This is a genomic window from Blastopirellula sp. SH421 (genome assembly GCF_057808535.1).
On record NZ_CM173712.1, the window covers coordinates 2,384,867 to 2,409,303 of the forward strand.

Here is a 24,437-nt window from a genome sequence, read left to right on the forward strand (position 1 = left end):
TGGACAACTTCAAACGACCGCAGCAGAGAGTTTGTTATGCATCGTCCTAATCGCCGTCAGGCACTTCAGCAAATCGCGGCCAGCAGCGTCGCCGCTTCGATCACGATCTCCGGCACCAAATCTTCGGGGCAAGTCATCGGAGCCAACGAGCGCGTCCGGGTCGCGATTGCCGGCATCAATGGACGTGGCCAAATTCATATGCGGGTCTTTGGCGACATGAAAAATGTCGAGATCGCTTACTTGGTCGATCCAGATAGCCGGCTCTTTAAAACGCGCAGCGCCGTCGTTGAGCAGCACACCGGCAAAAAACCGAAGTGTGTGCAAGATATCCGCAAGGTCTTGGAGGATCCCTCGCTGGACGCCGTTTCGATTGCGACCCCCAATCATTGGCATGCGTTGATGACCATCTGGGCTTGCCAGGCTGGCAAGGATGTCTATGTCGAAAAACCTTGCAGTCACAATGTGGTCGAAGGTCGGCGGATGGTCGAAGCGGCTCAGCGATACGGCCGCATCGTCCAGCACGGGACGCAGTGGCGATCGGATCCGCAATGGCGCGACTATACGGCCGATATTCGCAACGGAAAATACGGCAAGCTGCAGACCGCCAACATTCAAATCTTCCGTTCTCGCAAGAGCATCGGCAGTAAGACGCCGGTCAAGCCGCCGCGCGAACTCGACTACGAGCTGTGGGCCGGACCGGCTCCGATGCATCCGTACCGGACCAATCTGGTTCACTACCAATGGCATTGGATTTGGGACTACGGCGATGGGGAGATCGGAAACCTAGGCGCGCATGAATTTGAAATGGCGCGGTGGGCCATGCCAGAAAACGCACAACCGCAAAGTGTTGTCAGCCTCGGCGGACGGTTTGGGTACGAAGACCAGGGGCAGACCCCCAACACGCAATTGACGCTGTTTGATTTTGGCGAAGCAAAGTTGATTTGCCAGCAACGTGGGCTGCACCCTGACAATTCACTGAAGATGGCGATCGATTTTTACACCGACGCCGGCGTGATCAAAGAGGGGAAGTTCTATCCCCATGGCAATCCGCAGGGAGAAGTGATCGCAGGAGCGCCCGTGAGTGGGTTGCCCGAGAACTACGCTCGGGAGCACTTTCAGAATTTCATTGATTGCGTCCGCAGCCGAAAGAGCGCGGAGCTTAACTCGGATGTGCTGGATGGTCATCGGACGGCGGTAGTGGCGCACCTGGGCAATATTTCTTATCGCCTAGGCGAGGAGACTTCCTTTCAGGGGCAGCCCCCGGGATTTTCAGAGAACCAGCTGGCGTCGCAGTCCTTTGAAGATCTCAAACAACATTTGATAGATGCCGCCGGTTTGAAATTAGCGAACGCATCCTACCGGCTTGGTCCTACGCTCCATTTCAATGCGAAAACAGAAACGTTTACCGATCACCCCGAGGCGAATCAATTACTACACGGAACTTACCGAACCGGCTTTGAATTGCCGGTTGTCACCGGTTAAGGCCGTCGGGTTGTTGCCCCCACGTATTAATACGCTTGTCTCATCGAGGCACGTTTTTGGCGTGTCCAATTTCTCATTTCTATTCGATCATTCTTCTCTTCAGCAGGACCGTTGTTATGTTTAGAAGTCACAATCGTCCACCGCGTGGATTCACGCTAGTGGAACTGTTGGTGGTGATCGCCATTATCGGCGTGCTGATCGCACTGTTGTTACCGGCGGTTCAGCAGGCGCGCGAAGCGGCGCGGCGAATGCAGTGCACCAATCAACTTAAGCAGACCACACTCGCACTGCACAACTATGCGGATACCCATCGCAAGTTTCCGGCGGCGGCCTACGGTGTGGCGAATGGCAGTGGGATGAGTCTGTGGACTCGCCTCGCTCCGTTTCTAGAGCAAGGCGCCTTTTACGATCGCTATCGCCAAAATGAAGATTGGAATTCAACCAGCAATCTGGCGCTGTTATTGCAAGCGCCCATGGAAGGAATTCGTTGTCCAAGTGGTTCCGCTGAAACCTATTCAGGAACCGTCGCGACTCGTAAGCAATATTTCACTTCGCACTACTACGGAGTTCTGGGTCCCATCGGCGAGAATCCCACGACGCCCGGTCAGAACTATCAATTTTTGAATGAGATCCCCGGCGAAGTCGCCACACAAGGTCTGTTTACGCTGGCCACGGATGATGTGCGGACTTCGATTGGATTTTCGGGAATTACGGATGGGACTTCCAACACGCTCGGCTTTGGCGAGATTTGTTGGAATGACTATACCGGATACCGTGAATACACGCTGGGAATGGTGGACTACGGCGGCTCTACCGGAATGGGCGCGTTTACCTACAAAAGCGTGAAGTGGCCAATCAACATCGGCTTGCAAAGCACCAGCACGGTCTACTCGGCATTCAACAATGTGGGCCCCTTCGGCAGTCATCATCCCGGCGGCACCAATTTCGCTCTCGCGGATGGAAGTATTCGGTTTCTGCCCAACACGATTGATATGAGTAACTATTTCAGTCTGGCAAGTCGGAACGGTCAAGAAGTTGTCGCGCTACCCTAAGTGGCCGCCATTTCATGCTTGTACAACGACGATTACTTCCGAAAAAAGCATCCCAGTAGAGGGCGCGGCCATGCCGACGGTTCAGAATTCAACTCGAGGTCAAAGAGGGTGGTTCGCCTGTGCTCTGTTTGCAAGCGTAGTAATGGGAATAGGGTGCAGCAAAGAAGCGAATTCGCTCAACCATGTTGCTGGTCGAGTGACCTATCAGGGTAACCCTGTACCGGTCGGAGTGATCCAATTCACCCCCGATTCTGCCGCCGGCAACAGCGGACCGGCAGGCTTTGCCGAGATCCGCGACGGCGCGTATGACACGTCCACCAATGGTCGCGGTGTCAAGAGCGGCGCAATCACCGTCACGATTGACGCCTACTCGATGCAGAACGTGAACCCTGATCTTTTGCCAAATGGCAAAGCGATCATCCTGGGATACACGCAGAAGGTGCATGTGGGGACCGAGTCTGAGACGGTGCTTGATTTTGAGATCGAGCGGAAGAAGTGATAGCGATCGATAACTTATCCCCTTGTCCAGGAGCATGGATTCCAGCATTGCGGAACCTTCGAGGCGAATTAACGACTGCTTGAAACTCACAGAATCGGTTTTGAATGGCTCCTTATCGGCTTTGGAGTTTTAACCCACAACGGATCACTCTCTTGTCTTTCAAGACGCTTATTGACGTCTCTATTTTATGCTCGTCCTTCGATCATTCTTCTCTTCAGTAGGACCCTTGTTATGTTAAATAGTCAATCTCGTCCCAGGCGTGGATTTACGCTGGTGGAACTGTTGGTGGTCATCGCCATTATCGGCGTGCTGATCGCACTGTTGTTGCCGGCGGTTCAGCAGGCACGCGAAGCGGCGCGGCGGATGCAGTGTAGTAACAACTTCAAGCAAATGGGCTTGGCCGTCCATATGTACCATGACACCTTCTCGCAGTTTCCCCCGGGGTACGATAGTGTTGAATGGACCTGGACGGTGCGTCTGCTGCCATTTCTAGAGCAGTCAGCAGGTGCGGATGTCATTCAGTGGGACAAGAGTGCTGCTGGTTCTCCTTTGGCTAGTTATATCCCGGTCCTGACTGCCCAATATACGGCCATGCAGTGCCCTTCTGATCCGACGGTCACCGTAAGCTGGAGCCAGGGAAACGCCTGCGGTACTTGGGCGACGTCGAAAGGTTTTTCTCGCTCATCGATTGCCGGCAACTTTGGGCAGGACGATCCGGCGCAAGCCAACTCGGCTCAATTGGAGCATGCGAATCACATTCGCGGCGTGTTTGCCAAAGACTATGGAAGTCCCTTGCGAAATATTACGGATGGGACGACCAATACGCTGCTGTTTGCCGAGATTATCCCCGGCGCCGTCTGCTGTCCGCGCGGCGCCTGGTGGAATGACGAGGGCCCCGTGTTCATGCAGGCCTATGTTCCTAACAATGCGACGCCTGATTTGCAGCGGACCAATCGCTGCGATTCGATTGGAGGCCCCGTGGCCAAGGCTCCCTGTTCGGGCGTGCTCTCGGCCCAAAACATGGTGGTCAACACTGCTCGTAGCTATCATACCGGCGGCGTCATCACGGCCAATTGCGATGGCAGCGTGCGATTCGTACCGGACACGGTTTCGCTTGCGACTTGGAAAGCCATGGGGACTCCCAGCGGCAATGAAGTCTTTGAAGCCCCTTAATAAGTACGAGAGTCGTCATGCTAGATTTCTATCGCAGAGCTATCTCGTTCGTCGTTATGTCGACCATCAGCTTCACCCTGACGAGCGGTTGTTACAGCAGTAGTGAATTGCGCGAAGTCGGCGGCGAAGTTACCGTGGACGGCCAACCAGCGGTGGGAGCAATCATCAGCTTCCAGGCAGTCGCCGGCAGTCCAGGCAACTCATCTGGCGGCGTTGTCGACGAGCAGGGCAAGTATTTCATCCCCCGTGACAAGGGACTGAAAGCCGGCGTTTACGACGTTACCATCCAATACTGGAAAGAGACTGGCGAAACCTACAAAGATCCTTGCTCTGGGCAAACGATTGCGACCACCGCGCCAGTGAAGTTCGCCCAACAAGGCAAATTGCAAGTGGATGTGAAATCCAACGAAGACGGACCGTTTGACTTTGCCTTAACCTCTGCGAGGCGTTAGGCGGCATCCTTGTCCCGTTGAATTGCTCGACTAGGCTTGCTCAGGCCCGCTGGGATGGAGACTGGTTGGGGCGGCAGTTTGTTACCAACGCAACGCGGCCAGTTCTGAACGAACTGGCCGCGAATCCCTGTTGTTGAGATTTTGCAGACACGGCTCACAGAGCCATGGCGCAGGCAGTGATGTTACGCCGGCGCGTCTGCTTTCTTCTTTTCGATCTTCATGATCCGCTCGGTCGTGACGTGGAACTGTGGTTCTTCGGCGTGATTGACCGTTACGATCGTATGGGCGCGGTCAAGCATGCTGCGGCACTCGGGGCTGAGATGGGTCAGCTCGAGTCGTTTGCCGAGTTGCTCGTACTTCTCAGTCAGGCCGGTGATCGCTTCCATGCCCGATTGGTCATAGACCCGCGTGTAGTAGAAGTCGATCACGACATCGTCGGGGTCGTTCTCGGGATCAAATAGTTTTTTGAAGCTGCTGACCGATGCGAAGAAGAGCGGGCCGTGCAGCTGATACACTTTGACGCCGAACTCGTTGATCTTGGTGTCGGCGCCGATGTTTTTGGAATGTTGCCAAGCGAAAACCAAGGCCGAAACAATCACGCCCAAGATGACCGCAGTCGCCAGGTCGTGCATCACCGCCGTGTAGCCGGCGACAACCAGCATGACAAAGTAGTCGCTGACCGGCACTTTGCCAAACATGTGCAGCGACGCCCACTCGAACGTCCCGATCACCACCATGAACATGACGCCCACCAGCGCGGCCATCGGGATCATTTCGATCCACGGCGACAAAAACAGGACAAACGCTAACAGGCAAACGGCCGCCGTGATGCCTGACAGACGACCGCGACCGCCGGAGTTCACGTTGATCAGCGACTGTCCGATCATCGCACACCCGCCCATGCCGCCAAACAGGCCGCAGACAACGTTGGCGATCCCCTGCCCTACGCACTCACGATTGCCGCTCCCTTGCGTCTCGGTGATTTCGTCGACCAGCGTCAAGGTCATCAGTGATTCAATCAAGCCGACGGCGCCCAAGACAAACGAGTAAGGGAGAATGATCCAGAGCGTTTCCCAGGTCAGCGGCGGCATCACGTATTGCAGAAAAAAAGGAACCGGCAATCCGCCTGACAGACCGGTTGTTTCTGGCGTCACGCTTGCGATCGCCGCGGCGACTTCGGGTGTTAGTTCTGCATCTGCGGCGACAACCGGTTTTCCGTGGCTGTCGATTTCGACGTCTCCGCGAGCCGTATCGGCCGCTTTGGATTTGGCGTTGGTGACCAGCATGTCGCCGACGGTCATCACCACATGTTTTTGATTGGGCGCCGTCAGTGACTTGTCGAGCGTTTGATTGAGCACGACCGAAGCGACCGTGACGGCCAACAGCGCGGCCAGCGAAGCGGGTATGGCTCGGGTAAACTTTGGCAAAAGCCAAATGATCGCCATCGTAACGGCGGTTAGCGCCAGCATGATCCAGAGAGCTGGACCGCGCAGATAGGTCAGTACCCCGAAGTCATTGATCGTTTGAAAGCTGCCGAACTGGGCCATAAAGATCACGATCGCCAGGCCGTTTACAAACCCCAGCATCACTGAATGCGGCACCATTCGGATCAAGACGCCGAGCCGGGTCAGGCCAAACGCGATTTGCAAAATCCCGCACAAGATGACAGCCGGAAACATGTATTCGATTCCATGCACCGCGACCAGCGAAACGACGATTACCGCCATGGCTCCGGTGGCGCCGGAGATCATCCCCGGCCGACCGCCGAAAATTGCGGTTAGCAGTCCCAAAAAGAAGGCCGAGTAAAGCCCGATCACCGGCGAGACCCCTGCGACGAAGGCAAACGCGACCGCTTCCGGCACCAAGGCCAGCGCGACGGTTAGCCCCGAGAGGATGTCGTTTTTAAAGTTTTGTTGCTGCGATTGGAAAAAATGAAGCATCGGTATTTATTTATGGGTTATTGGTCGAAGAAAGAGATCGAGCCGGTCGAAAAGTCAGGCGACTTTCGTCCATGCGGACCTGGGAGCGCAGAACAGGGGCCCATCCAGAAGAGGATCGGGACGAAGACCGGCGCTACGGCGGAGAGAGCCGTGTAGAGGAAATCAAAATTTGGTCAGCAAGTCTGGGCGTCATAGTGGTGTCAGGCTACTTTGCTGATTGCGAAGCCGCAAGACGGGAAATTAAGAGTGTGGGCAATTAATATCCTTTGAAATCGTTAATGGTTGGATAGTGGTGTATTATCTGCCGCGATTGGGTAAATTGTCGATCATTTCTCCGGAAATACGAAGCAGTGGATGGCCGCAGTCAAAGGAAGTCAGGTCCCAATATCGGGGCGAAAATAAGACCTGACTCCCTTTGACTGCCGCTGCATCCCTATTTTCTGGCGTGCTAAGTGCTATCGCCGGTTGCTGTCTACGCCCAAATCGCTATATTGGCGGTTTCCGCGCCAGTACAAGATCTATGTAGTCAGGATGAAACGGCTATGGCCAAAACATGTGAAATCTGCGGTAAGGGTCCGCAGGTCGGCAACCAAGTGACCCTCCGTGGTAAAGCAAAGTACCTCGGCGGCGTTGGTACCAAAATCACCGGCATCACGCGTCGTAAGTTCAAGCCGAACTTGCAGATCGTGAAAGCTGTGAAGCCGAGCGGCGAACACAAGTCGATGCAGGTCTGCACTCAGTGCATCCGCAGCGGTCGTGTGAAAAAGGTCGTTCGTCACAAACCGTTCAAGTTGCCGTCCGAAGAAAAAGCGGCGAAGTAAGCTTGTTCTCATTCCTTTGCTCGGACGCTGGAGATTTGCGATGAGCCTTTCTCAAGACGACGTCAAAAAGGTGTCGCTATTGGCGCGGCTGCTCCTCACGGAGGAAGAGCTGACGACGATGACCGGGCAGATGAGTGATATCGTCGGGTATGTCGAGCAGCTCAATGAGCTCGACACAACCGGCGTCGAGCCGATGGCCCACGCGGTCGAACAATTTAACGTGTTCGCCGCCGATGAGATTGCGCCTTCCCTCTCTCGCGACGAGGCGCTGGCGAACGCTCCTAAGCGGGACGACGAATGTTTTCGCGTTCCAGCCGTACTGGGCGAATAGCTGGTAGTGGGCGAATGACTGTGCAGCAACCGGCCTACACTTGGCGGAGCGCTGCATCGGCAGTATCGTTTCGGCAACGTTCTTGACGCTTCAACACCGAACTCGCGGACTCCGGGGAACTGATGTCTTTGATCCACGCCTCCGCCGCACAACTGCTGACGCAGCTTGAGTCGGGCGAGATTACCTCGGTCGAGCTGACCAAGGCCTGCTTGGCCCAGATTGACGCCGCCGACAAACAAGTTGGCGCCTTTCTGAAGGTCATGGGTGACTCTGCCCTGGAGCAGGCCGAAAGCGTTGACGCGCGGCGCAAAAAGGGAGAAAAGCTGGGTCGCCTAGCCGGAGTGCCGGTCGCGATCAAAGATCTGCTGTGCACTCAAGGGGTGACGACCACCTGTGCGTCGAAAATGCTGGAGAACTTTGTTCCTCCGTATGACGCGACCGTGATCACCAAGTTGAAAGCGGCCGACGCCGTGTTGATCGGTAAGACCAACATGGACGAGTTCGCGATGGGGGGCTCGACCGAAAACTCGGCGCTCGGCGTGACTCGTAATCCGTGGGATTTGAAATGTGTGCCCGGCGGTTCCAGCGGCGGTGCTGCCGCTTGTTTAGCCGCGTCGATGGCGCCGCTCTCAATCGGCACTGATACCGGCGGTTCGATTCGCCAGCCTGCTTCGTTTTGCGGCGTGGTTGGTTTGAAACCGACCTACGGCGTGGTCAGCCGATACGGGCTAATCGCGTTCGCCAGCAGTCTTGACCAGATTGGTCCGATGGCCCGCACGGCCGAAGACGCGGCGATCTTGCTGGAAGCGATCGCCGGCTATGACCCGCACGATTCGACCTCGGCCAACGTCAAGACGCCGGCTTACTCGCAATCGGTCAAGCAACCGCTCAAGGGTTTGCGATTGGGTGTGGTGAAAGAGCATTTCGGCGAAGGGCTCGACAGCGAAGTCGAACAAGCGACTCGCGAAGCGATCCAAGTTTATAAATCGCTGGGCGCGACGGTGACCGATGTTTCATTGCCGCACAGCAAGTACGGCATTGCGGTCTACTACATTATCGCTCCGAGCGAAGCGTCGAGTAATCTGGCTCGCTTTGACGGCGCCCATTATGGGCATCGGACCAACGAAGCGGCGATGCTCGATCAACTGGCCAAAGAACGAGCGGCGCTCGAAGCGGCCCAAGACGACGCGGGGCTAAAGAAGCTTGATACGTCTCTGGTCCGTATGTATCGCCAAAGCCGCGCCGAGGGTTTTGGTCCCGAGGTCAAACGCCGGATCATGCTCGGCACTTACACGCTGAGCGCCGGTTACTACGACGCCTATTATTTGAAAGCGTTAAAAGTTCGTCGCTTGATTCGGCAAGACTATGATGCGGCGTTTAAGAACGTCGATCTGGTGATCGGGCCCACGGCGCCGACCCCTTCGTTTGAGTCGGGAACCAAGACCGATGATCCTTTGGCGATGTACCTGGGCGACTTGTACACGGTGACCGCCAACTTGGCGGGGATCGGCGGGATCTCGATTCCGTGCGGCTTCTCGAAGGCTGGCTTGCCGATTGGCCTGCAACTGCAAGGTCCGCCGCTGGCTGAAGAGCGTCTGCTGCAAGCGGCCCACATGTTTCAAACTGCGACCGACTGGCATCAGCGGAGACCGGAACTGTCATGAGCGAGTCGCTTTACGAAATTGTCATCGGCCTCGAAGTCCACGTACAGCTCGCGACGCAGACCAAGCTGTTCTGCCGCTGCAGCACCAAGTACGGCGCGCCGCCGAATACCCAGACTTGCCCCGTTTGCTTGGCGATGCCAGGCACGTTGCCGGTGATGAACCGGACTGCGTTTGAGTTGGGGATGAAGACTGCCTGTGCACTGAATTTGAAGATCCCCAACTTCACCAAATGGGATCGCAAGAACTATTACTATCCCGACTTGCCGAAGGGATATCAGATCAGCCAGTACGACTTGCCGATGTCGCAAGATGGATTTCTGCTGATCACCGATCCCAAGGGACAGTTTGAGCCGCGTAAAGTGGGCATCATTCGCGCTCACCTCGAAGAAGACGCCGGCAAGAGCATGCACGACGAAGCGGCCGGCAAAGCCGATAGCCGCATCGATCTAAACCGGACCGGTACGCCGCTACTGGAGATCGTCAGCGAGCCCGACATGCGTTCGCCGCTGGAAGCGAAGGCCTATCTGACCGAGTTGAAGTTGATCTTGGAGTATCTCGGCGTTTCGGACTGCAACATGCAAGAAGGTTCGCTGCGAGTTGACGCCAACGTCAATCTGCATCTGCAGACGCCTGAGGGCAAAGTTGCGACGCCGATCGTCGAAATCAAAAACATGAACAGCTTTCGCGCCGTCGAACGCGCGATCGCTTACGAGGCCGAGCGCCAGTACGAAGTTTGGCTTGAAACCAAGCAAAAGATTGGCGATGTGCCAAAGCAGACGCGCGGCTGGGACGATCAGGCTCAAGTCACCCGTGGTCAGCGGCACAAAGAAGAATCAAGCGACTATCGCTACTTCCCCGAGCCTGACCTGGCGCCGGTCACCACCACGGACGAAGAGATCGCCGCGGTGAAAGCGGAACTGGGCGAACTGCCGCGTCAGATTCGGGATCGCTTGGAAGCCGACTACAAGATTCCGGCCTATGACGCCGATGTGATCGTCAACCAGGGTCAGACCACGGTCCACTACTACGAGACGCTCGCCAAGCTTTCAGGCGACGGCAAGTTGGCCAGCAACTGGGTGCAGCAAGAAGTTTTGCGTGTGCTGAAAGAACGCTCGCTGACGATCGACGAGTTTCCGATTTCGACACAGCGGTTGGCCGAGCTGGTCAAAGCGGTCGCCGGCAAAGAGATTGACGGCACGCGGGCCAAAGATGTGTTTGCCGAGATGCTAGAGTCGGGCAAGTCAGCGCCAGAAGTGATGCAGGAGATGGGGATCGAGAAGGTCGACGACTCTGAACTCGAAAACCTTTGCCGCGAACTGCTGGAGGCGAATCCCAAAGTGCTGGCCGACCTGAAAGAGGGAACGCACAAAGCGGTGGGCGCGTTGATCGGTCAGGCCAAAAAGAAGAATCCAAATATCGATCCCGGCACATTCCGTCAAATGTGCATCGACATGTCCGCCAAAATGTAGAAGTCTGCGATGGCCGCTTCGGGGATTCTCACGCTGCTCACGGATTTTGGCGCCGATAGTCCTTATGTCGCCGAAATGAAGGGCGCTATCCTCGCTGTCTTTCGCCAGGCGACCATCGTCGATCTCACGCATAGCGTCGCGCCGCAAGACATTCGACACGGCGCGTATCTACTGGATCGGACCTTTCGCAGCTTTCCGCACGGGACGGTTCATGTGGCCGTGGTCGATCCCGGCGTTGGCAGTCAGCGAAAGATCCTTTCGGCCGAGCTGGATGGGCAGATCTTTGTGTTGCCCGACAATGGGCTATTGTCGGTCGTCGCTGCATCGCGCGAGATGACGCAGTTGCGTGAGGTTTCTAACACCCGACTGTGGCGGAGTGACGTTTCGGCGACCTTCCATGGCCGCGACGTGATGGGGCCGGTCGGCGCTTATTTGGCGGCCGGAGGACTCTGGGACGAAGTCGGGCCCCCGGTGGAGACCTCGGTTCGCTTTGACTTGCCCCCAGTTTCGCGTCGCGGCGATACGATCTGGGGAGAGGTGCTTTATGCCGATTCGCTGGGAAATCTGGTGACCAATGTGGCGCGATCCGATCTCGCGGCGGAGACGATCACTGCGGTCCAGTTGGATGGCCGAGACGTTGGACCGCTGGCAGCTACTTATAGCGAGCGAAGCCCAGGTTCACCCATCGCGCTGCTCGGCTCGAGCGGGCAACTTGAGATCTCCATCGTTGGCGGCAGCGCGGCCACTTGGATGGGGGGATCTAGTGCCGGTAAGGTCTCAATAGAAGTTAAGAGTTGACTGGTCTTCACTTTAAGCTTGTACTAGGCGCTTGGCGAAAAAGCGCAATCTGGCTAGAATCGCCGCTAACACTCGTCTTGTGAAATCCTAGCTCCCTTCATCTGAGGCCCGACCTGTGGCGGCGAAACTAGTCGGCAGCATCACCGCAATCTCGGAATCCGGCGACCTGATCAGCGATATATCGCATGAACAGTTAGCCGATTCGCCGCGGAACGAAGGGACGACCATTACCTGTGATGAACACAGGACGCTGGGCATCTACCCAGCCGATCATCAGCAGCCAGAGATGACATACGTCGCGGTGCTGGGCAAAAGCGGCTTTCTAGAACTGTGCATCGTGGGTGAAAGTGCGGCGATGTTTCTGGGGATACGCCCCGGCGCGAAGGTCGAGATTTCTTGGTAGGTTGAACCGTTTCTCGACGGCAATAGATTGAATCCAAGGCGTGCCACGGCTCTGTGAGCCGTGTGCGTTCGAGTGACGTCTCTACTTGCTTCCGCACGGCTCACAGAGCCGTGGCACGCCTTGGATTATTCATTTCGACTGAGACCTTTGATTCCAACTTGCCTGCAACCCCGATGAATCTAACACATCAGCAACTGCGCGACTGGGACCGTTCCGCCCATTGGCATTCGTTCACGCAGATGTCCGAATATGAGCCGCTGATCATTGAGCGCGGCGAGGGCTGCATGCTGTATGACATCGACGGCAAAGCTTACCTGGACGGGGTCAGCAGTCTGTGGTGCAACACCTTCGGCCATCGGCATCCCAAGATTGATCAAGCAATTCGCGATCAGTTAGACAAAGTTGCCCACGTTACAAATCTCGGCTGCTCTAGCGTACCGGCGATTGAGTTGACCAAGCGAATCGTCGATCTAGCGCCAGGCGAGTTAAATCACGTCTTCTATGCGTGCGACGGTTCATCGGCGGTCGAAGTGGCGCTGAAGATGGCGTTTCAATATTGGCGCCAGCGCGACGATCCGCGGCCGAAAAAGACAGGCTACATCGCGTTTCATGAAGCTTACCACGGCGATACGCTGGGTAGCGTCAGCGTGGGCGGCGTGGAGATGTTCCACGACATGTTCCGTCCCCTGCTCTTCTCGGTTCATCGCTTGCCTTCGCCCGATCGGGATCATCTGCCAGCAGGCGTCACGCCAGAAACCGCGTGTCGCTACTATCTGGATCAGCTAGAAGCGGTGCTGAAAGAGCACCATGAAACGATCGCCGCACTGGTGATCGAGCCGCTGGTGCAAGGCGCAGCCGGCATGTTGATGCAGCCAGCCGGCTATCTCCGCGGCTTGCGTGAGCTAACTACCAAATACGACGTGCTGCTCATCTTTGACGAGATCGCGGTGGGAATGGGGCGAACCGGGACGATGTTCGCCTGTCAGCAAGAAGGGGTGACGCCTGACTTTTTGTGCTTGGGTAAAGGGCTGACCGCCGGCTATTTGCCGTTGAGCGCCACGGTTGCGACCACCGAAATTTGGAACGCATTTCTAGGAACCTACGCCGAACGGAAGACCTTCTTCCATGGGCACACGTTCAGCGGTAACCCCTTGTTGTGCGCGACAGCACTGGCGACGCTCGATGTTTTTGAAGAAGAAAAAATCTTGGAACAGTTGCCGGCCAAGATCGCGCACCTCGAAAAACGGTTGGCCGAGTTGGTCGACCATCCGCATGTCGCATCGGTACGCCAATGCGGGCTGATGGTGGGGGTTGAGCTAATCGCTGATAAGGCGACCGGCGAGACCTATCCCTGGACCGAGCGGAGAGGCTGGCGAGCGTGCCGGCATGCGACGCAGAACGGGGTTTGGCTGCGTCCGCTGGGGAATGTCATCGTGATTATGCCGCCGCTGTCGATCACCTTGGACGAGATTGACCGCATTTGTGATGCCGCAAAAGCGGGGATTGACCATGCTGTCGCCCTTTGCGGGGAGTGACGGTTCGATAGAATAGACAGGCTTGGTTGCAATCTTTGCGCCAGTGCGGTTCTGACGATAGCGGATCTTGATTCTGGATTTGATGTAGGAAGCTGATTCTTATGGCTGCAACTGGTCGCATTTCGCTTGATACGATTGCTAAAAAAGTCGAAAACGGTGATCGGCTCACGTTGGACGAAGGGGTTTACCTTTATCAGGACGACGTGCCGCTAAACGATGTCGCCGCGCTGGCCAATATGGTTCGCGAGCGGAAGAACGGCAATTTTGCTTACTACAACATCAATACCCACCTGAACGCGACCAACATCTGCGTTTATCGGTGCAATTTCTGTGCGTTTCGGGCTGATCTTCGCGATCCCCGCGGCTATGCGATGAGCGATGAGCAAATCATCGCACGCGGCCAGGAAGCGGTCGACAACGGTTGCACCGAGATGCACATCGTCGGTGGTTTGCACCATCAGAAGAAGTACGATTGGTACGTCAACGTGTTGCGGTTGTTACACAACGCGTTTCCATCGATCCACCTGAAGGGATGGACCGCGGTCGAGATCAACTGGTTTGAGTTTCTAACCAAGAAGTCGGTCGAAGAGGTGCTGACCGATCTGCTGGACGCTGGACTCGGCAGCATGCCTGGCGGCGGCGCCGAGATCTTCCATCGGGAAGTCCGCGATCAAATTTGTGAGCACAAAGCGAACTCGAGCAAATGGTTCGAGGTCCACAGCACCGCGCACAAGATGGGCATTCGCACCAATGCGACCATGCTGTACGGTCACATCGAAAACGCATTTCACCGGATTGACCATCTGATTCGGCTGCGCGAACTGCAGGATCAGACCGGCGGGTTCCAGACCTTCATCCCGCTGGCGTTCCACCCCGACAATACCGAGCTGGCCGCACTCCGCAATTTGAAGAAGCCATCCGTGGTGATGGACCTGCGGACGATGGCGATCTCGCGGTTGATGCTCGATAACTTCGACCACATCAAAGCGTACTGGATCATGCTGGGGATCGAGACCGCTCAGACAGCACTAGCCTACGGTGCTGACGATCTCGACGGCACGGTCCGGCACGAGTTGATCTATCACGACGCCGGCGCGACCACGCCCGAGGTGCTGTCGGTCGACGACATCCGCCGATTGATTGTGGAGACCGGCCGCGAGCCGATCGAGCGCGACACGCTGTATCGTCGTGTCGAGCGCGATCCGTCGAACCCTTCGGCTTGGACCGTGGGCGAACAAGTCGCGGTTGGCGGCTAGATCGAGCTGCGTGCCGAGATTTCAACTTGCTTCACACGGCTCACAGAGCCGTGGCACGCGATGCTTTGCGCAGTCTTGAATCGCGCTACTCGGCAGCCGATAATGGGCGTTTAAGTGTCGCCAGATTCTTCGTAGCCCGCTGCGCAAGCGAGGGAAATGCGGCGGCAAGCAAATGACGAATCTCTAAGCACAAATGTCTAATGACGGTATAGTTCGCAACGTTCTATGGTCTTCATTGAGACATTCGTCATTCAACTAGATGCCGCATTTCCCTCGCTTGCGCAGCGGGCTACGAAGAGCAGAGCTCCTGCCGTGAGTTGAATACAACGCAACCCAAAAAGTTGTTCCCGCCTGCCGAAAGACTTATCTCATGCGAATCGTCGCCGCTGTTGTGCTTTCCCTGTTACTCTCTTCCGCTTGGCAATCGTCAGTCGTCGCTGCCGAGTATCAGACCGAAACGGATCTCGCTTATCGTGAGGGAGATACGCTGACCGACTACGAGAAAGAACGTTGCAAGCTTGACGTATATTATCCGACCGATACCAAAAACTTTGCGACGGTCGTTTGGTTTCATGGGGGCGGTTTGACCGGCGGCCGCAAGTCCATTCCCAAGGGCTTACAGGACAAAGGCTTTGCCGTGGTCACGGTCAACTATCGACTAAGCCCCCAGGTCAAAGCGCCAGCCTACATCGAAGATGCGGCGGCGGCGGTTGCATGGACCTTCCACAACATTCAGCGCTACGGCGGCGATGTCAACAAGATCTTTATCAGCGGTTCATCGGCCGGTGGGTATCTTGCCAGCATGATTGGCATGGATAAACGTTGGTTGGCCGCACATCAGATTGACGCCAACCAGATCGCCGGGCTTGCTCCGCTGAGCGGGCACGCGTTCACTCACTTTACGATTCGTGCTGAACGAGGGCTGGGCTACAACCAAGCGATCATCGATGATCTGGCCCCTGCCTATCATGCTCGTCAAGACGCTCCGCCGATCATCTTGGTCACCGGCGATCGCGAGCTTGACATGCTGGGGCGCTACGAAGAGAACGCCTATCTCTGGCGGATGCTGAAAGGCTTGGGAAACAAAGAGGCCGAACTGTACGAAATGGGTGGATTCGACCACGGCGGCACGGTCGATCCCGGTTGCCAGTTGGTGGTTAAGTTTGTCAAAAAGTACTCGGCCCCTGACTAACTGCTAAGGTAAACCAAGTAGCCGAGATAGGCCGAAGCGGCGAGCACGATCGCGCCAAACAGGCGAGGTCGTCGCAGCACAAATTGATCAATGTCCACACGTTGATCCAGCACCGCCCACCAACGATCAGTATCTACCCAACTGCCGCCGATGCCTGCGAGTCGCTGAAAACAAGTAGGGCATACTACGGCCACGAAGCCTGCGACGGCGGAGAGTCCCAGCAGCGATACAAGTACCGAAAAGGTAGGCAGTGAAAGATCCATGGTAGATTGGCTCCGAAGTGACCAGGAGGTTGGCTACTTGGGGAAACCTACCTTGAAAATCGATGGAGAGCAAAATTGGGGTGGGGAGTTTTACGCCAAATCGCCGATTTCTAACGATTTTCCGTAACGAATGAAGACCATTCGCCGCAGTTTCTCCCACTTCGCGTCGGCCAGCGCCGGATCCGAGGCGATGATCGAACGCGCGTCGGCGCGAGCCTTTCCTAGTAGCTCACCGTCTCGTTGCAGATCGGCGATCCGCAGCGGAGGCATCCCATGCTGTTTGAAACCAAACAAGTCTCCGGGCCCGCGAAGACGAAAATCAAGCTCGGCCAATTCAAAGCCATCGTTGGATTTAGCCAGCGCCTCGAGTCGCTCTTTGGATTGTTCGGTCTTGGGGTCAGCGAAAATGCAGAGGAAGCCAGCGTGACTGCCGCGACTGATGCGGCCACGCAGCTGATGCAACTGAGCCAGTCCAAACCGCTCCCCTCCTTCGATCGTCATGACGATGGCATTGGGAACGTCAACTCCGACTTCAATAACTGATGTCGAGACGAGCGCTTGAATCTGACCGTCACGAAACTTGCGCATCGTTTCTTCTTTTTCTTCAGCGCTCATCCGCCCATGCAGCAGACCCAGTCGAAACTCTTCGAGCTCACCATTGGATAACGTCTCGAGAAGTTGTTCGGCACTGGCGCTGTCGGCGGCGGAAGACTCATCGACCAGCGGCGCAACAACGTAGCCTTGTCGTCCTTCACGCAATTTCTTGCGAAAGAACTCCCACCACTTTTCTCGTTCTTCTTCGGTTCCGATATAAGTGTGAACCGGCTGTCGGCCCGGGGGAGCTTCGCGGATTGACGAGACATCCAGATCGCCAAACAGCGACATCGCGATCGTCCGCGGAATCGGCGTCGCCGTCATCACCAGGTAATGGGGATCGAGACCGGCGCCGCGCAGCAGTCCGCGTTGCTTGACGCCAAACTTGTGCTGCTCGTCAATGACCACTAGGCCTAATTTTTGGAATTCGATCTCGCTGGCGATCATCGCCTGGGTGCCGACCAACAGTTGGACTTCGCCAGCGGCGACTTGCGCCAGTAGCTCGCGGCGCTGTTTCTCGGTCAGCGTACCGGTCAGCAGACCTACTTTGACTTTGGCTTTGGCCAAGAGATTGCCGAGCGTGCGGACATGTTGCCGCGCCAAAACTTCGGTCGGCGCCATCAGCGCCGCTTGGGCGCCGGCTGCGACCGCGGCCAACATCGCGTAGAGCGCCACGATTGTTTTGCCAGAGCCGACATCGCCTTGCAGCAGCCGATTCATCGGCACGTCCAGCGCCAAGTCTTTGGTGACTTCGGCGATAGCCTGATTTTGGGCTTCGGTCAGCTCAAACGGGATCAGGCGACGAATCCGCTCGTCAATCCGGCCATCGACGGGGATCGACATCGAGTGCCGGCTGGAAGTCAACTGATAACGCCGGACCGCCAGCGCCAGTTGCAGGACCAGTAGTTCTTGATAAATGAAGCGGCGCTGCGCCGCGGCGCGGGTCTCGTGATCGTCTGGTGCATGGATCTGGCGGATCGCTTCATGCACCGGCATCAGGCCATGCTCATCCAAAAATGTTTGTGGCAAGACTTCTTCAATCTCTTTCCGATAGTCTTCGACCGCATGATGGACTAGGCGGCGCATCGCGCCTTGGCGAATTCCTTCGGTCAACGAGTAGACCGGCAACAGTTTGCCGCCGATCTCCTCCTGATCGTCTTCGAGCACTTCGGCGATCGGATGGCTCATCTCCCAGCGGAGCCCATTCAGGGTCGCCTTGCCAGAGAGCAACACTCGGCGACCTTCGCTAAAACGCCGCCGCAAAAATGGTTGGTTGAACCATATCGCTCGCAGGTATTGGTCGTCACTGCGGATCAAGACTCCCAGCACCGATCGCCCGGTGCCGGTGTTTCGCAGCGTGATCTCTTCGATCACGCCGATGACGCTGGCCAGTTCGTCCTCGATTAGCTGCGAGATCGGGACGACATCACGTACATCCTGATAGTCACGCGGAAAGAAAAACAGGAGATCAAGCGCCGTAAACACGTTAAGCTTCGCCAACTTCTCAGCGCGCTGCGGTCCGACTCCCTTCAGAAACTGCACGGGAGTGCGAAGACGTTCAAGCGATGGATTAGCGCTGGGCGACGACATGCACGCTATTTTAGCGAGAGATTCAGGCGATGCGACGCCTATTTGATCTCCAATTTCTTGGCCCGCTTTGAAGTTGCGCAATTTCAAACCATCTAGCGTGGACGTTTCCACACTTCATGAATTACCAACGAGCGCAACATCAAAACGGGCGCTGCGGGCCATGCCTGAAAATGCTTACTTAAACTTCTGGCAGGCTTCGACCGCCAGCTCATCGCAGCGTTCGTTTTCGGGATGGCCGCTATGGCCGGCGACGCGGGTATATTTGACCTGATGTTTCAGCAGCAATTCATCAAGCCTGCGCCACAGTTCTTCGTTTTTGACTGGCTTCCAGGCTTTGCCTTCTTTGCGTCGCCAGCCGTTTTGCTTCCATTTGGGCATCCACTCGGACATCCCTTTGCCAACGTAGACGCTGTCGGTAAATAGTTCGACGCGACACGGACGATTGAGCGTGCCGAGTCCTTCGATCACCGCTTGCAGTTCCATTCGGTTGTTGGTCGAGACTTCTTCGCCGCCAGAGCCTTCTAGCTCTTTGCCGGTGCCGTGATGACGCAAGATAAACGCCCAGCCGCCGGGACCGGGATTGCCGCTACAGGCGCCGTCAGTAAACAGAGAGACTTCAGGTTCGAACGGCATGGGACAATCGCTAGGCGGAGGGGTGAACAAACGAACGGCGACAATCGCAGCGAGAGCGATCGGCTACGACATGCTTCGCTGAGAAGGAGCGGCGGCGGAATCGGCGGACGAACTGCCGTTGGGCGAGATTGGTCCGCTCAACCGCGGGAGTTCGCCGCTTGATTTACTCAGATCGTTAAGCTTACTGCGAAATGTCGATTGCGAAAGGTCAGGTCCTTCGTCGGCGATCCACGGAATGCGAATCGTAAAGGTGCTGCCAGAGCCGAGTTGACTTTCCATCTCGACTGATCCATCCAGCAGCTTGCAGATTTCCATCACAATCGAGAGTCCCAGCCCAGTGCCGGAGAACTCACGCGTCAGCGAATCGTTGCGCGGCGAGACGGCGCCTTGGCGGAATTTCTCGAAAATGATTTCGCGATCTTCTTCGGCGATGCCAACACCGGTATCCTCAACCGCCAGTTTCATCATCTCTGCATCGCGTGAGACGCGAACCAGGATGCGGCCCCCTTCCGGCGTAAACTTGATCGCATTTGACAGCAAATTGGTCAAAATCTGTTGCAGCTTGGTTTGATCCTGGAACATCGGCTCGCCCCCGTCCTGCACTTCGCATTCAAGGTCGAGGTTTTTTTCTTCGATCAGCGAACGGACCATGTCGCAGTTGGCCCGCACGACCGCGGCGACTGAGAACTCGCTGGGGCGAACTTCCATACGGCCGCTCTCGATCTTCGCCAGATCCAGAATGTCGTTGATCATGTCGAGCAATAGTCGCCCTGATTTTTGGATGTTCTGTACGTACCGCTTTTGCTTGTCGTTGAGGCTCGCGATGTCGCTGAGCACGTCCGAGAATCCGAGGATGCTGTTGAGCGGCGTCCGCAACTCGTGACTCATGTTCGCCAAAAAGTCACTTTTGACGCGGTTCATTTCGTACAACTGCACGTTGACCCGAGCCAATTCATCAACTTTGTTGTCCAGGTCCGAGTTCGCCATGTGCAATTGATTTTGCGCATCGATCAAGTGCCGCAACATTTTGTTGAACGAAGACGCGAGATCTTCAAACTCGTCGTTGGTGCGGATGTCAGCGCGAACCGACGTATTGCCGTTGGTCACCTGTTCGCTGACTTCACGCAGGTGATTGAGCGGTTTGACGATCACATATTTGACGATCAGGTAGAGCGCCGCCATCGACAGCGCCACCGTGATAATGCCGGTCGCCACGAGAAAGGCGAAGTTTTTGTTGAGCGCTAACTGCGTCACATCGTCTGGCTTGGTGATCTTGACCACGGTAAACGGCAGCCGGTCATCGGTCGCCGGTTGCCCGGCCGGAAACGCCGCCGCGACGTCGTTGTTGTGACAGAGCGTGCACGAATATTTCCAGTAGATTGGTTGGTAGTAAACGTAGGTCTTGCTGCTGTCGTTGTACGAAGATCGCGAGACCGGAGAATACTCGATTAGATTTTTGTCATCGGTTTGCGGCTTGAACTTGACCCACTCTTCGTCGACCACTTTGGTCTCCAGCTCTGGGGTCGCCAAGAAGCGTTGCAGGATCTCTTTGTCGCGTGTCTCTTGCTCGTACTGGAGTTCGGCCAGGGTTTGATATTCTTCTTCGTTGGCTGGCAGTGAGATCCGCTCTTCTTTGTTCAGGGTGCGCGCCAATGCGCGTGCTTCGGGATCGCGGACCAGGATTTCCCAGTCGTAGTTGATGTACTCAAGATCTAAGCCGGTCTCGGCGACGTAGGCGTCGTAGCCGGGCTGCGACGTCTTCTCGTTGCTTTGCCAGTGAATTTTCAGAAGGACCGCATCGACCAGCAAGCGTCCGGTCGCTTCGTTCTTCTCATGCACTAGCTGTTCGGTCGATTGGCCGTACCAGGTGAAACTTCCCATGATGAGCAGCAGCAAGCACGTCCCGAACAGAAAGCGGCACTTTCGCTCTAGATTGGTTTCGCCGAGAACGCGTTTTAGCGAGCGGTAGGACATGCTCTGCCGAATAGGATACGGTAAATCGAAGGGACTCCTAAGCATTCTAGAGGGTTACGCCGCTTGGAACCAGACAGATTCGTACCCCCAAAGGTGCTGAAGTAGCTTTGTTTACATCATATCGACCGGGTCGACATCGATGGTCCAGATCACTTCGTCCGGCGATCTTGTCTTGGCGGCGACCAAACGCACCGCTTTGCGCAAGTTCTCGCCATCGATCGCTTTGAGCAGCAGATGGAAGCGATATTGGCCTCGCAGTTTCTCGATTGGCGCGGCGGCTGGGCCTTGCAAATGGAGTTGGAGCGATAGCTCGGCAGCAGTTTTCAGAATTTGTTTGGCGAACTCATCCAGAAACGCTTCCGGCGCCGCCGCGGTCTCGGCTCGCGCGACCAAGCGAACCATTTTGGCGTAGGGGCTAAAGCAGAATTTCTCCCGAAAAGGGAGCTCGCGCCCGGCAAACAGCGAATAATCATGCCGCGCCGCCGCTTCAATCGCTGGGTGATCAGGGCTGAGCGTTTGCACCAATACCTGACCACCCTTGTAACCGCGTCCAGTTCGCCCTGCGACCTGAGTGATCAGCTGAAAGGTGCGTTCGCCGGCGCGTACATCCGGAAAGTGCAACGCCGTATCGGCATTGATCACGCCGACCAGCGTAACGTTGGGAAAGTCGAGCCCCTTGGCGATCATCTGCGTGCCGACCAAAATCTTGGCCTCCCCGCAGCGGAAACGCTCGAGCGCCGCTTCGTGAGAACCTGGCTTTTTCATCGTGTCGCTGTCCATTCTCAGACACTCGACACCTGGAAACCGAGCTTTTACCTCCGCTTCTAGCTTCTGCGTTCCATAGCCAAAAAAGTGAATGCCGGTGAAACCGCACGCGGGACAGCTTTTGGGGGCCATCTGGCGATAATCGCAGTAATGGCAGATCGCCATGTTGTCGGCCAAGTGATGCGTCAGCGCAATTTCACACTCTGGGCAGACCACTTTTTCGCCGCACGCCGGACACTGAATATGGGTTGCATAGCCGCGCCGATTCAGCAGCAAAATCATCTGGCCCTCTTCTTCAATCGTGCGCCGCATCGCTTGATACAACGGGCGACTGATCGCGCCTTTGCCTTGGCTTTTGCGATCGATCCGCAGATCGACCGTCTTCACATCGGGCAGCGGATAGTTGTTGACGCGCCTGGGCATCGAGACCAGCGTGATCGCGCCGGTTTGCGTCTGGCGCCAACTTTCGAGCGACGGTGTGGCCGAACCTAAGATGAGCGGCGCGTTTTCACTTTCTGCTCGCCAAGCGGCGACATCGCGGGCATGGTAGCGGGGGGATGTATCTTGTTTGAACGACGAGTCGTGCTCTTCGTCCAAAATGATCATGCCCAGCCGGGGAGTCGGAGCAAAAATCGCGCTGCGTGCGCCGACCACCACCGGAATATGTCCGCTGGCGATTCGCTTCCATTGCCAGTGCCGCTCGACGTCGTTCATGTGGCTATGCAGCAGCGCGATCTGGCCAAAGCGAGCCCGAAACCGCTGCTTGGTTTGCGGCGTCAAACTGATCTCCGGCACCAGCACGATTGCCTGCTTGCCGGCGGCGACAACGCGATCAATCGCTTGCAAATAAACTTCGGTCTTGCCGCTGCCGGTCACGCCGTGCAGCAATACCGATTGATGACGTTCTTCGTCCACGGCCTGCAAAATCGTTTTTAAAGCGGCGGATTGATCGGGGTTCAGTTCTTTGGCTGGTTCGGCGGCGGCCGGCGTATCGTCAAAGTGGGCGAAGCTGACGCGGCGGACTTCGGCATGGACCAGCTTCTTCTTCCGCAGCGCCATGATCGGCGCTAGCGTGCAGCCTGCGGCTTGCGCCAGCTCAGGCGGAGTGAGCGATTTGCCGGTCGCCGCCAGAATAGCTAGCGCTGTCTGCTGCTTGGCAGGCAGCTTCAGCGTCGCCAATTGCATTGCTGTTTCACGCGTTACTGAGAGAAGCGTCACTTCGCGCGTGCCGGCATTGCCGCGGACCGCGGCGGGGACGACGGCCTCTAGTACTTGCCCCCAGGGGCAAAGATAGTAGTCGGCCATCCAGCGGGTTAGCCCTAACATGCTGCGGCTCAGCAGCGTGATGTCGTCCACCACATCATGGATCGACTTCAGCTTGTTGGGTGGGACTTGTTTGGCGCCCACTTCAACGCAGTAGCCTTGCACGAGACGATCACCACGACCAAACGGCACGCGCATCCGACGGCCGGCGACAGCGCTGGGAACCAGCTTCTCCGGCACTAGATAGTCGAACGGTTGCTGCGGCCCGGTCGAGAAGACGATCTTGGCGACGACATGCGAGACCAGATCGTCGACTTCCCAAGGCGCCGGCGCGGTGTTGAATAAGTCTTGTTGCTTCACGAGCGATAGTGGGTGCGGATCTGCGCTTGGATGGTCGGCGACGAAATCGGGAGTTACATTGAATTGTAACGACTTCGGCACGGCCCCCAGCGGCGATCTTGGAAAAGCGAAAGAGTTCAATGCGACTGGGAATCTTTGGAGGATCGTTTTCGCCGGTTCATCTGGGGCATTTGTTACTGGCCGAATATGCACGCGAGCAGCTTTCGCTGGACGAAGTTTGGTTTGTGCCGGCGGCGACTCCCCCCCACAAGCTCGCTCAAAAATTGGCTGCCGACGCTGATCGGGTCGCGATGCTGCAGTTGGCGATCGCCGGCAACCCAGCGTTCAGCGTCTGTCCGCTGGAGCTACAACGTGGAGGCGTCAGCTATACCGTCGACACGCTGATCGAAATCGGCAAGCTGGCGCCGCAAGCAGAGTTGTACCTATTGATTGGCAGCGACTCGCTGGCAGATTTTTCGACGTGGCGTAGTCCGGAAAAAATTTGCCAACTAGCGGCGCCAGCAGTGATGCGACGTCCTGGGGCGCCGGAGCCCGATTGGAACGTCTTGGCGCCTTATTGTAGTGCCGAGCGCTTGGCCTCTTTCGCCGGAAATCTGGTTGACGTACCAGGCATCGGGCTCAGCAGTACCGAAATCCGTCGCCGCTGCGCCGCCGGCGAAACGATCCGCTATCAACTTCCCCGCTCGGTCGAGCTGTATATCCAAACCAAGCGGTTGTTTGGGTTTACCAGTCTGCCGACCTGCAGCGATTCTTAAAACGCGGCTCCTGTCGGGGGGTAAGTGGCGGCGGATGCGAGTGGACTCGGCGCCGTTTTTTTTCTGAGCGACAGGACAGACGAAAAGTAAGGACGAAGCTCGAAGGATTTTCCCCGCTATCTGGTTGCCGGTGTCTGGCTTGAATGGCAGTGCTGTCCTGTTAATAGACTTCC

At 56.5% G+C, this 24,437-nt stretch carries 21 protein-coding genes; 15 read left to right on the plus strand and 6 right to left on the minus strand.

The annotated features are described in order from the left end of the window. Nucleotides 1-36: 36 nt before the first annotated feature. The 5 genes from SH421x_RS09840 to SH421x_RS09860 all read left to right on the plus strand — a co-directional run bounded on the left by SH421x_RS09840 (nt 37) and on the right by SH421x_RS09860 (nt 4,658). On the plus strand, nt 37-1,482 hold the full coding sequence (locus SH421x_RS09840) for a Gfo/Idh/MocA family protein (protein ID WP_488855305.1): 1,446 nt from the start codon (nt 37-39) through the stop codon (nt 1,480-1,482). 116 nt (nt 1,483-1,598) lie between these two features. Beyond that, nucleotides 1,599-2,534, plus strand: coding sequence for a DUF1559 family PulG-like putative transporter (locus SH421x_RS09845; RefSeq protein WP_488855306.1), 936 nt, complete (start codon nt 1,599-1,601; stop codon nt 2,532-2,534). Nucleotides 2,535-2,676: 142 nt separating this feature from the next. Then, complete coding sequence (locus SH421x_RS09850; protein ID WP_488855307.1) at nt 2,677-3,033, plus strand: hypothetical protein; 357 nt, start codon at nt 2,677-2,679, stop codon at nt 3,031-3,033. Nucleotides 3,034-3,264: 231 nt separating this feature from the next. Continuing rightward, nucleotides 3,265-4,206, plus strand: a complete 942-nt coding sequence (locus SH421x_RS09855) for a DUF1559 family PulG-like putative transporter (protein ID WP_488855308.1) — start codon at nt 3,265-3,267, stop codon at nt 4,204-4,206. Nucleotides 4,207-4,223: 17 nt separating this feature from the next. Beyond that, entirely contained in the window at nt 4,224-4,658 is a 435-nt protein-coding gene (locus tag SH421x_RS09860) for a hypothetical protein (RefSeq protein ID WP_488855309.1), read from the plus strand. 182 nt (nt 4,659-4,840) lie between these two features. On the opposite strand, the gene SH421x_RS09865 is transcribed toward SH421x_RS09860, so the two are convergent. Beyond that, on the minus strand, nt 4,841-6,598 hold the full coding sequence (locus SH421x_RS09865) for a SulP family inorganic anion transporter (protein WP_488855311.1): 1,758 nt from the start codon (nt 6,596-6,598) through the stop codon (nt 4,841-4,843). Between the two features lie 542 nt (nt 6,599-7,140). Here SH421x_RS09865 and rpmB point away from each other — a divergent pair. From rpmB to SH421x_RS09910, 9 genes are all read left to right on the plus strand, one after another. Beyond that, nucleotides 7,141-7,419, plus strand: coding sequence for a 50S ribosomal protein L28 (gene rpmB / locus SH421x_RS09870; RefSeq protein WP_002652394.1), 279 nt, complete (start codon nt 7,141-7,143; stop codon nt 7,417-7,419). Nucleotides 7,420-7,459: 40 nt separating this feature from the next. Continuing rightward, complete coding sequence (gene gatC / locus SH421x_RS09875) at nt 7,460-7,750, plus strand: Asp-tRNA(Asn)/Glu-tRNA(Gln) amidotransferase subunit GatC (RefSeq protein ID WP_488855314.1); 291 nt, start codon at nt 7,460-7,462, stop codon at nt 7,748-7,750. A 122-nt stretch (nt 7,751-7,872) separates the two neighbouring features. After that, entirely contained in the window at nt 7,873-9,414 is a 1,542-nt protein-coding gene (locus SH421x_RS09880; RefSeq protein ID WP_488855315.1) for an Asp-tRNA(Asn)/Glu-tRNA(Gln) amidotransferase subunit GatA, read from the plus strand. Continuing rightward, on the plus strand, nt 9,411-10,883 hold the full coding sequence (gatB, locus tag SH421x_RS09885; protein ID WP_488855317.1) for an Asp-tRNA(Asn)/Glu-tRNA(Gln) amidotransferase subunit GatB: 1,473 nt from the start codon (nt 9,411-9,413) through the stop codon (nt 10,881-10,883). Before SH421x_RS09880 ends, gatB begins: the two co-directional genes overlap by 4 nt. A 9-nt stretch (nt 10,884-10,892) precedes the next feature. Beyond that, entirely contained in the window at nt 10,893-11,681 is a 789-nt protein-coding gene (locus SH421x_RS09890; protein ID WP_488855319.1) for an SAM hydrolase/SAM-dependent halogenase family protein, read from the plus strand. A 115-nt stretch (nt 11,682-11,796) separates the two neighbouring features. Further along, complete coding sequence (locus tag SH421x_RS09895; protein ID WP_488855320.1) at nt 11,797-12,084, plus strand: SAM hydroxide adenosyltransferase; 288 nt, start codon at nt 11,797-11,799, stop codon at nt 12,082-12,084. A gap of 173 nt (nt 12,085-12,257) precedes the next feature. After that, entirely contained in the window at nt 12,258-13,619 is a 1,362-nt protein-coding gene (gene bioA, locus SH421x_RS09900) for an adenosylmethionine--8-amino-7-oxononanoate transaminase (RefSeq protein WP_488855322.1), read from the plus strand. A gap of 101 nt (nt 13,620-13,720) precedes the next feature. Beyond that, complete coding sequence (mqnE, locus tag SH421x_RS09905; protein ID WP_488855323.1) at nt 13,721-14,875, plus strand: aminofutalosine synthase MqnE; 1,155 nt, start codon at nt 13,721-13,723, stop codon at nt 14,873-14,875. A 370-nt stretch (nt 14,876-15,245) separates the two neighbouring features. Then, a complete protein-coding gene (locus tag SH421x_RS09910; RefSeq protein ID WP_488855325.1) occupies nt 15,246-16,067 on the plus strand; it encodes an alpha/beta hydrolase in 822 nt (273 codons plus the stop codon). Here SH421x_RS09910 and SH421x_RS09915 read toward each other — a convergent pair. The 5 genes from SH421x_RS09915 to priA all read right to left on the minus strand — a co-directional run bounded on the left by SH421x_RS09915 (nt 16,064) and on the right by priA (nt 23,590). Further along, the gene (locus SH421x_RS09915) at nt 16,064-16,330 is read right to left on the minus strand and encodes a hypothetical protein (protein ID WP_488855326.1); all 267 of its coding nucleotides are present in this window, start codon (nt 16,328-16,330) and stop codon (nt 16,064-16,066) included. The genes SH421x_RS09910 and SH421x_RS09915 overlap by 4 nt on opposite strands. Nucleotides 16,331-16,420: 90 nt before the next feature. Beyond that, nucleotides 16,421-18,514 (minus strand): ATP-dependent DNA helicase RecG, encoded by a 2,094-nt coding sequence (gene recG, locus SH421x_RS09920; RefSeq protein WP_488855327.1) that lies wholly within the window; start codon nt 18,512-18,514, stop codon nt 16,421-16,423. 174 nt (nt 18,515-18,688) lie between these two features. Next, nucleotides 18,689-19,147, minus strand: a complete 459-nt coding sequence (gene rnhA, locus SH421x_RS09925) for a ribonuclease HI (RefSeq protein WP_488855328.1) — start codon at nt 19,145-19,147, stop codon at nt 18,689-18,691. A 63-nt stretch (nt 19,148-19,210) separates the two neighbouring features. Next, nucleotides 19,211-21,121, minus strand: coding sequence for a sensor histidine kinase (locus SH421x_RS09930; RefSeq protein WP_488855330.1), 1,911 nt, complete (start codon nt 21,119-21,121; stop codon nt 19,211-19,213). Nucleotides 21,122-21,232: 111 nt separating this feature from the next. Next, nucleotides 21,233-23,590: a replication restart helicase PriA gene (priA, locus tag SH421x_RS09935; RefSeq protein WP_488855331.1), complete on the minus strand. Its 2,358-nt coding sequence runs from the start codon at nt 23,588-23,590 to the stop codon at nt 21,233-21,235. A 38-nt stretch (nt 23,591-23,628) separates the two neighbouring features. On the opposite strand from priA, the gene nadD reads away from it, so the two are divergent. Then, the gene (nadD, locus tag SH421x_RS09940) at nt 23,629-24,264 is read left to right on the plus strand and encodes a nicotinate-nucleotide adenylyltransferase (RefSeq protein WP_488855332.1); all 636 of its coding nucleotides are present in this window, start codon (nt 23,629-23,631) and stop codon (nt 24,262-24,264) included. Nucleotides 24,265-24,437 lie beyond the last annotated feature (173 nt).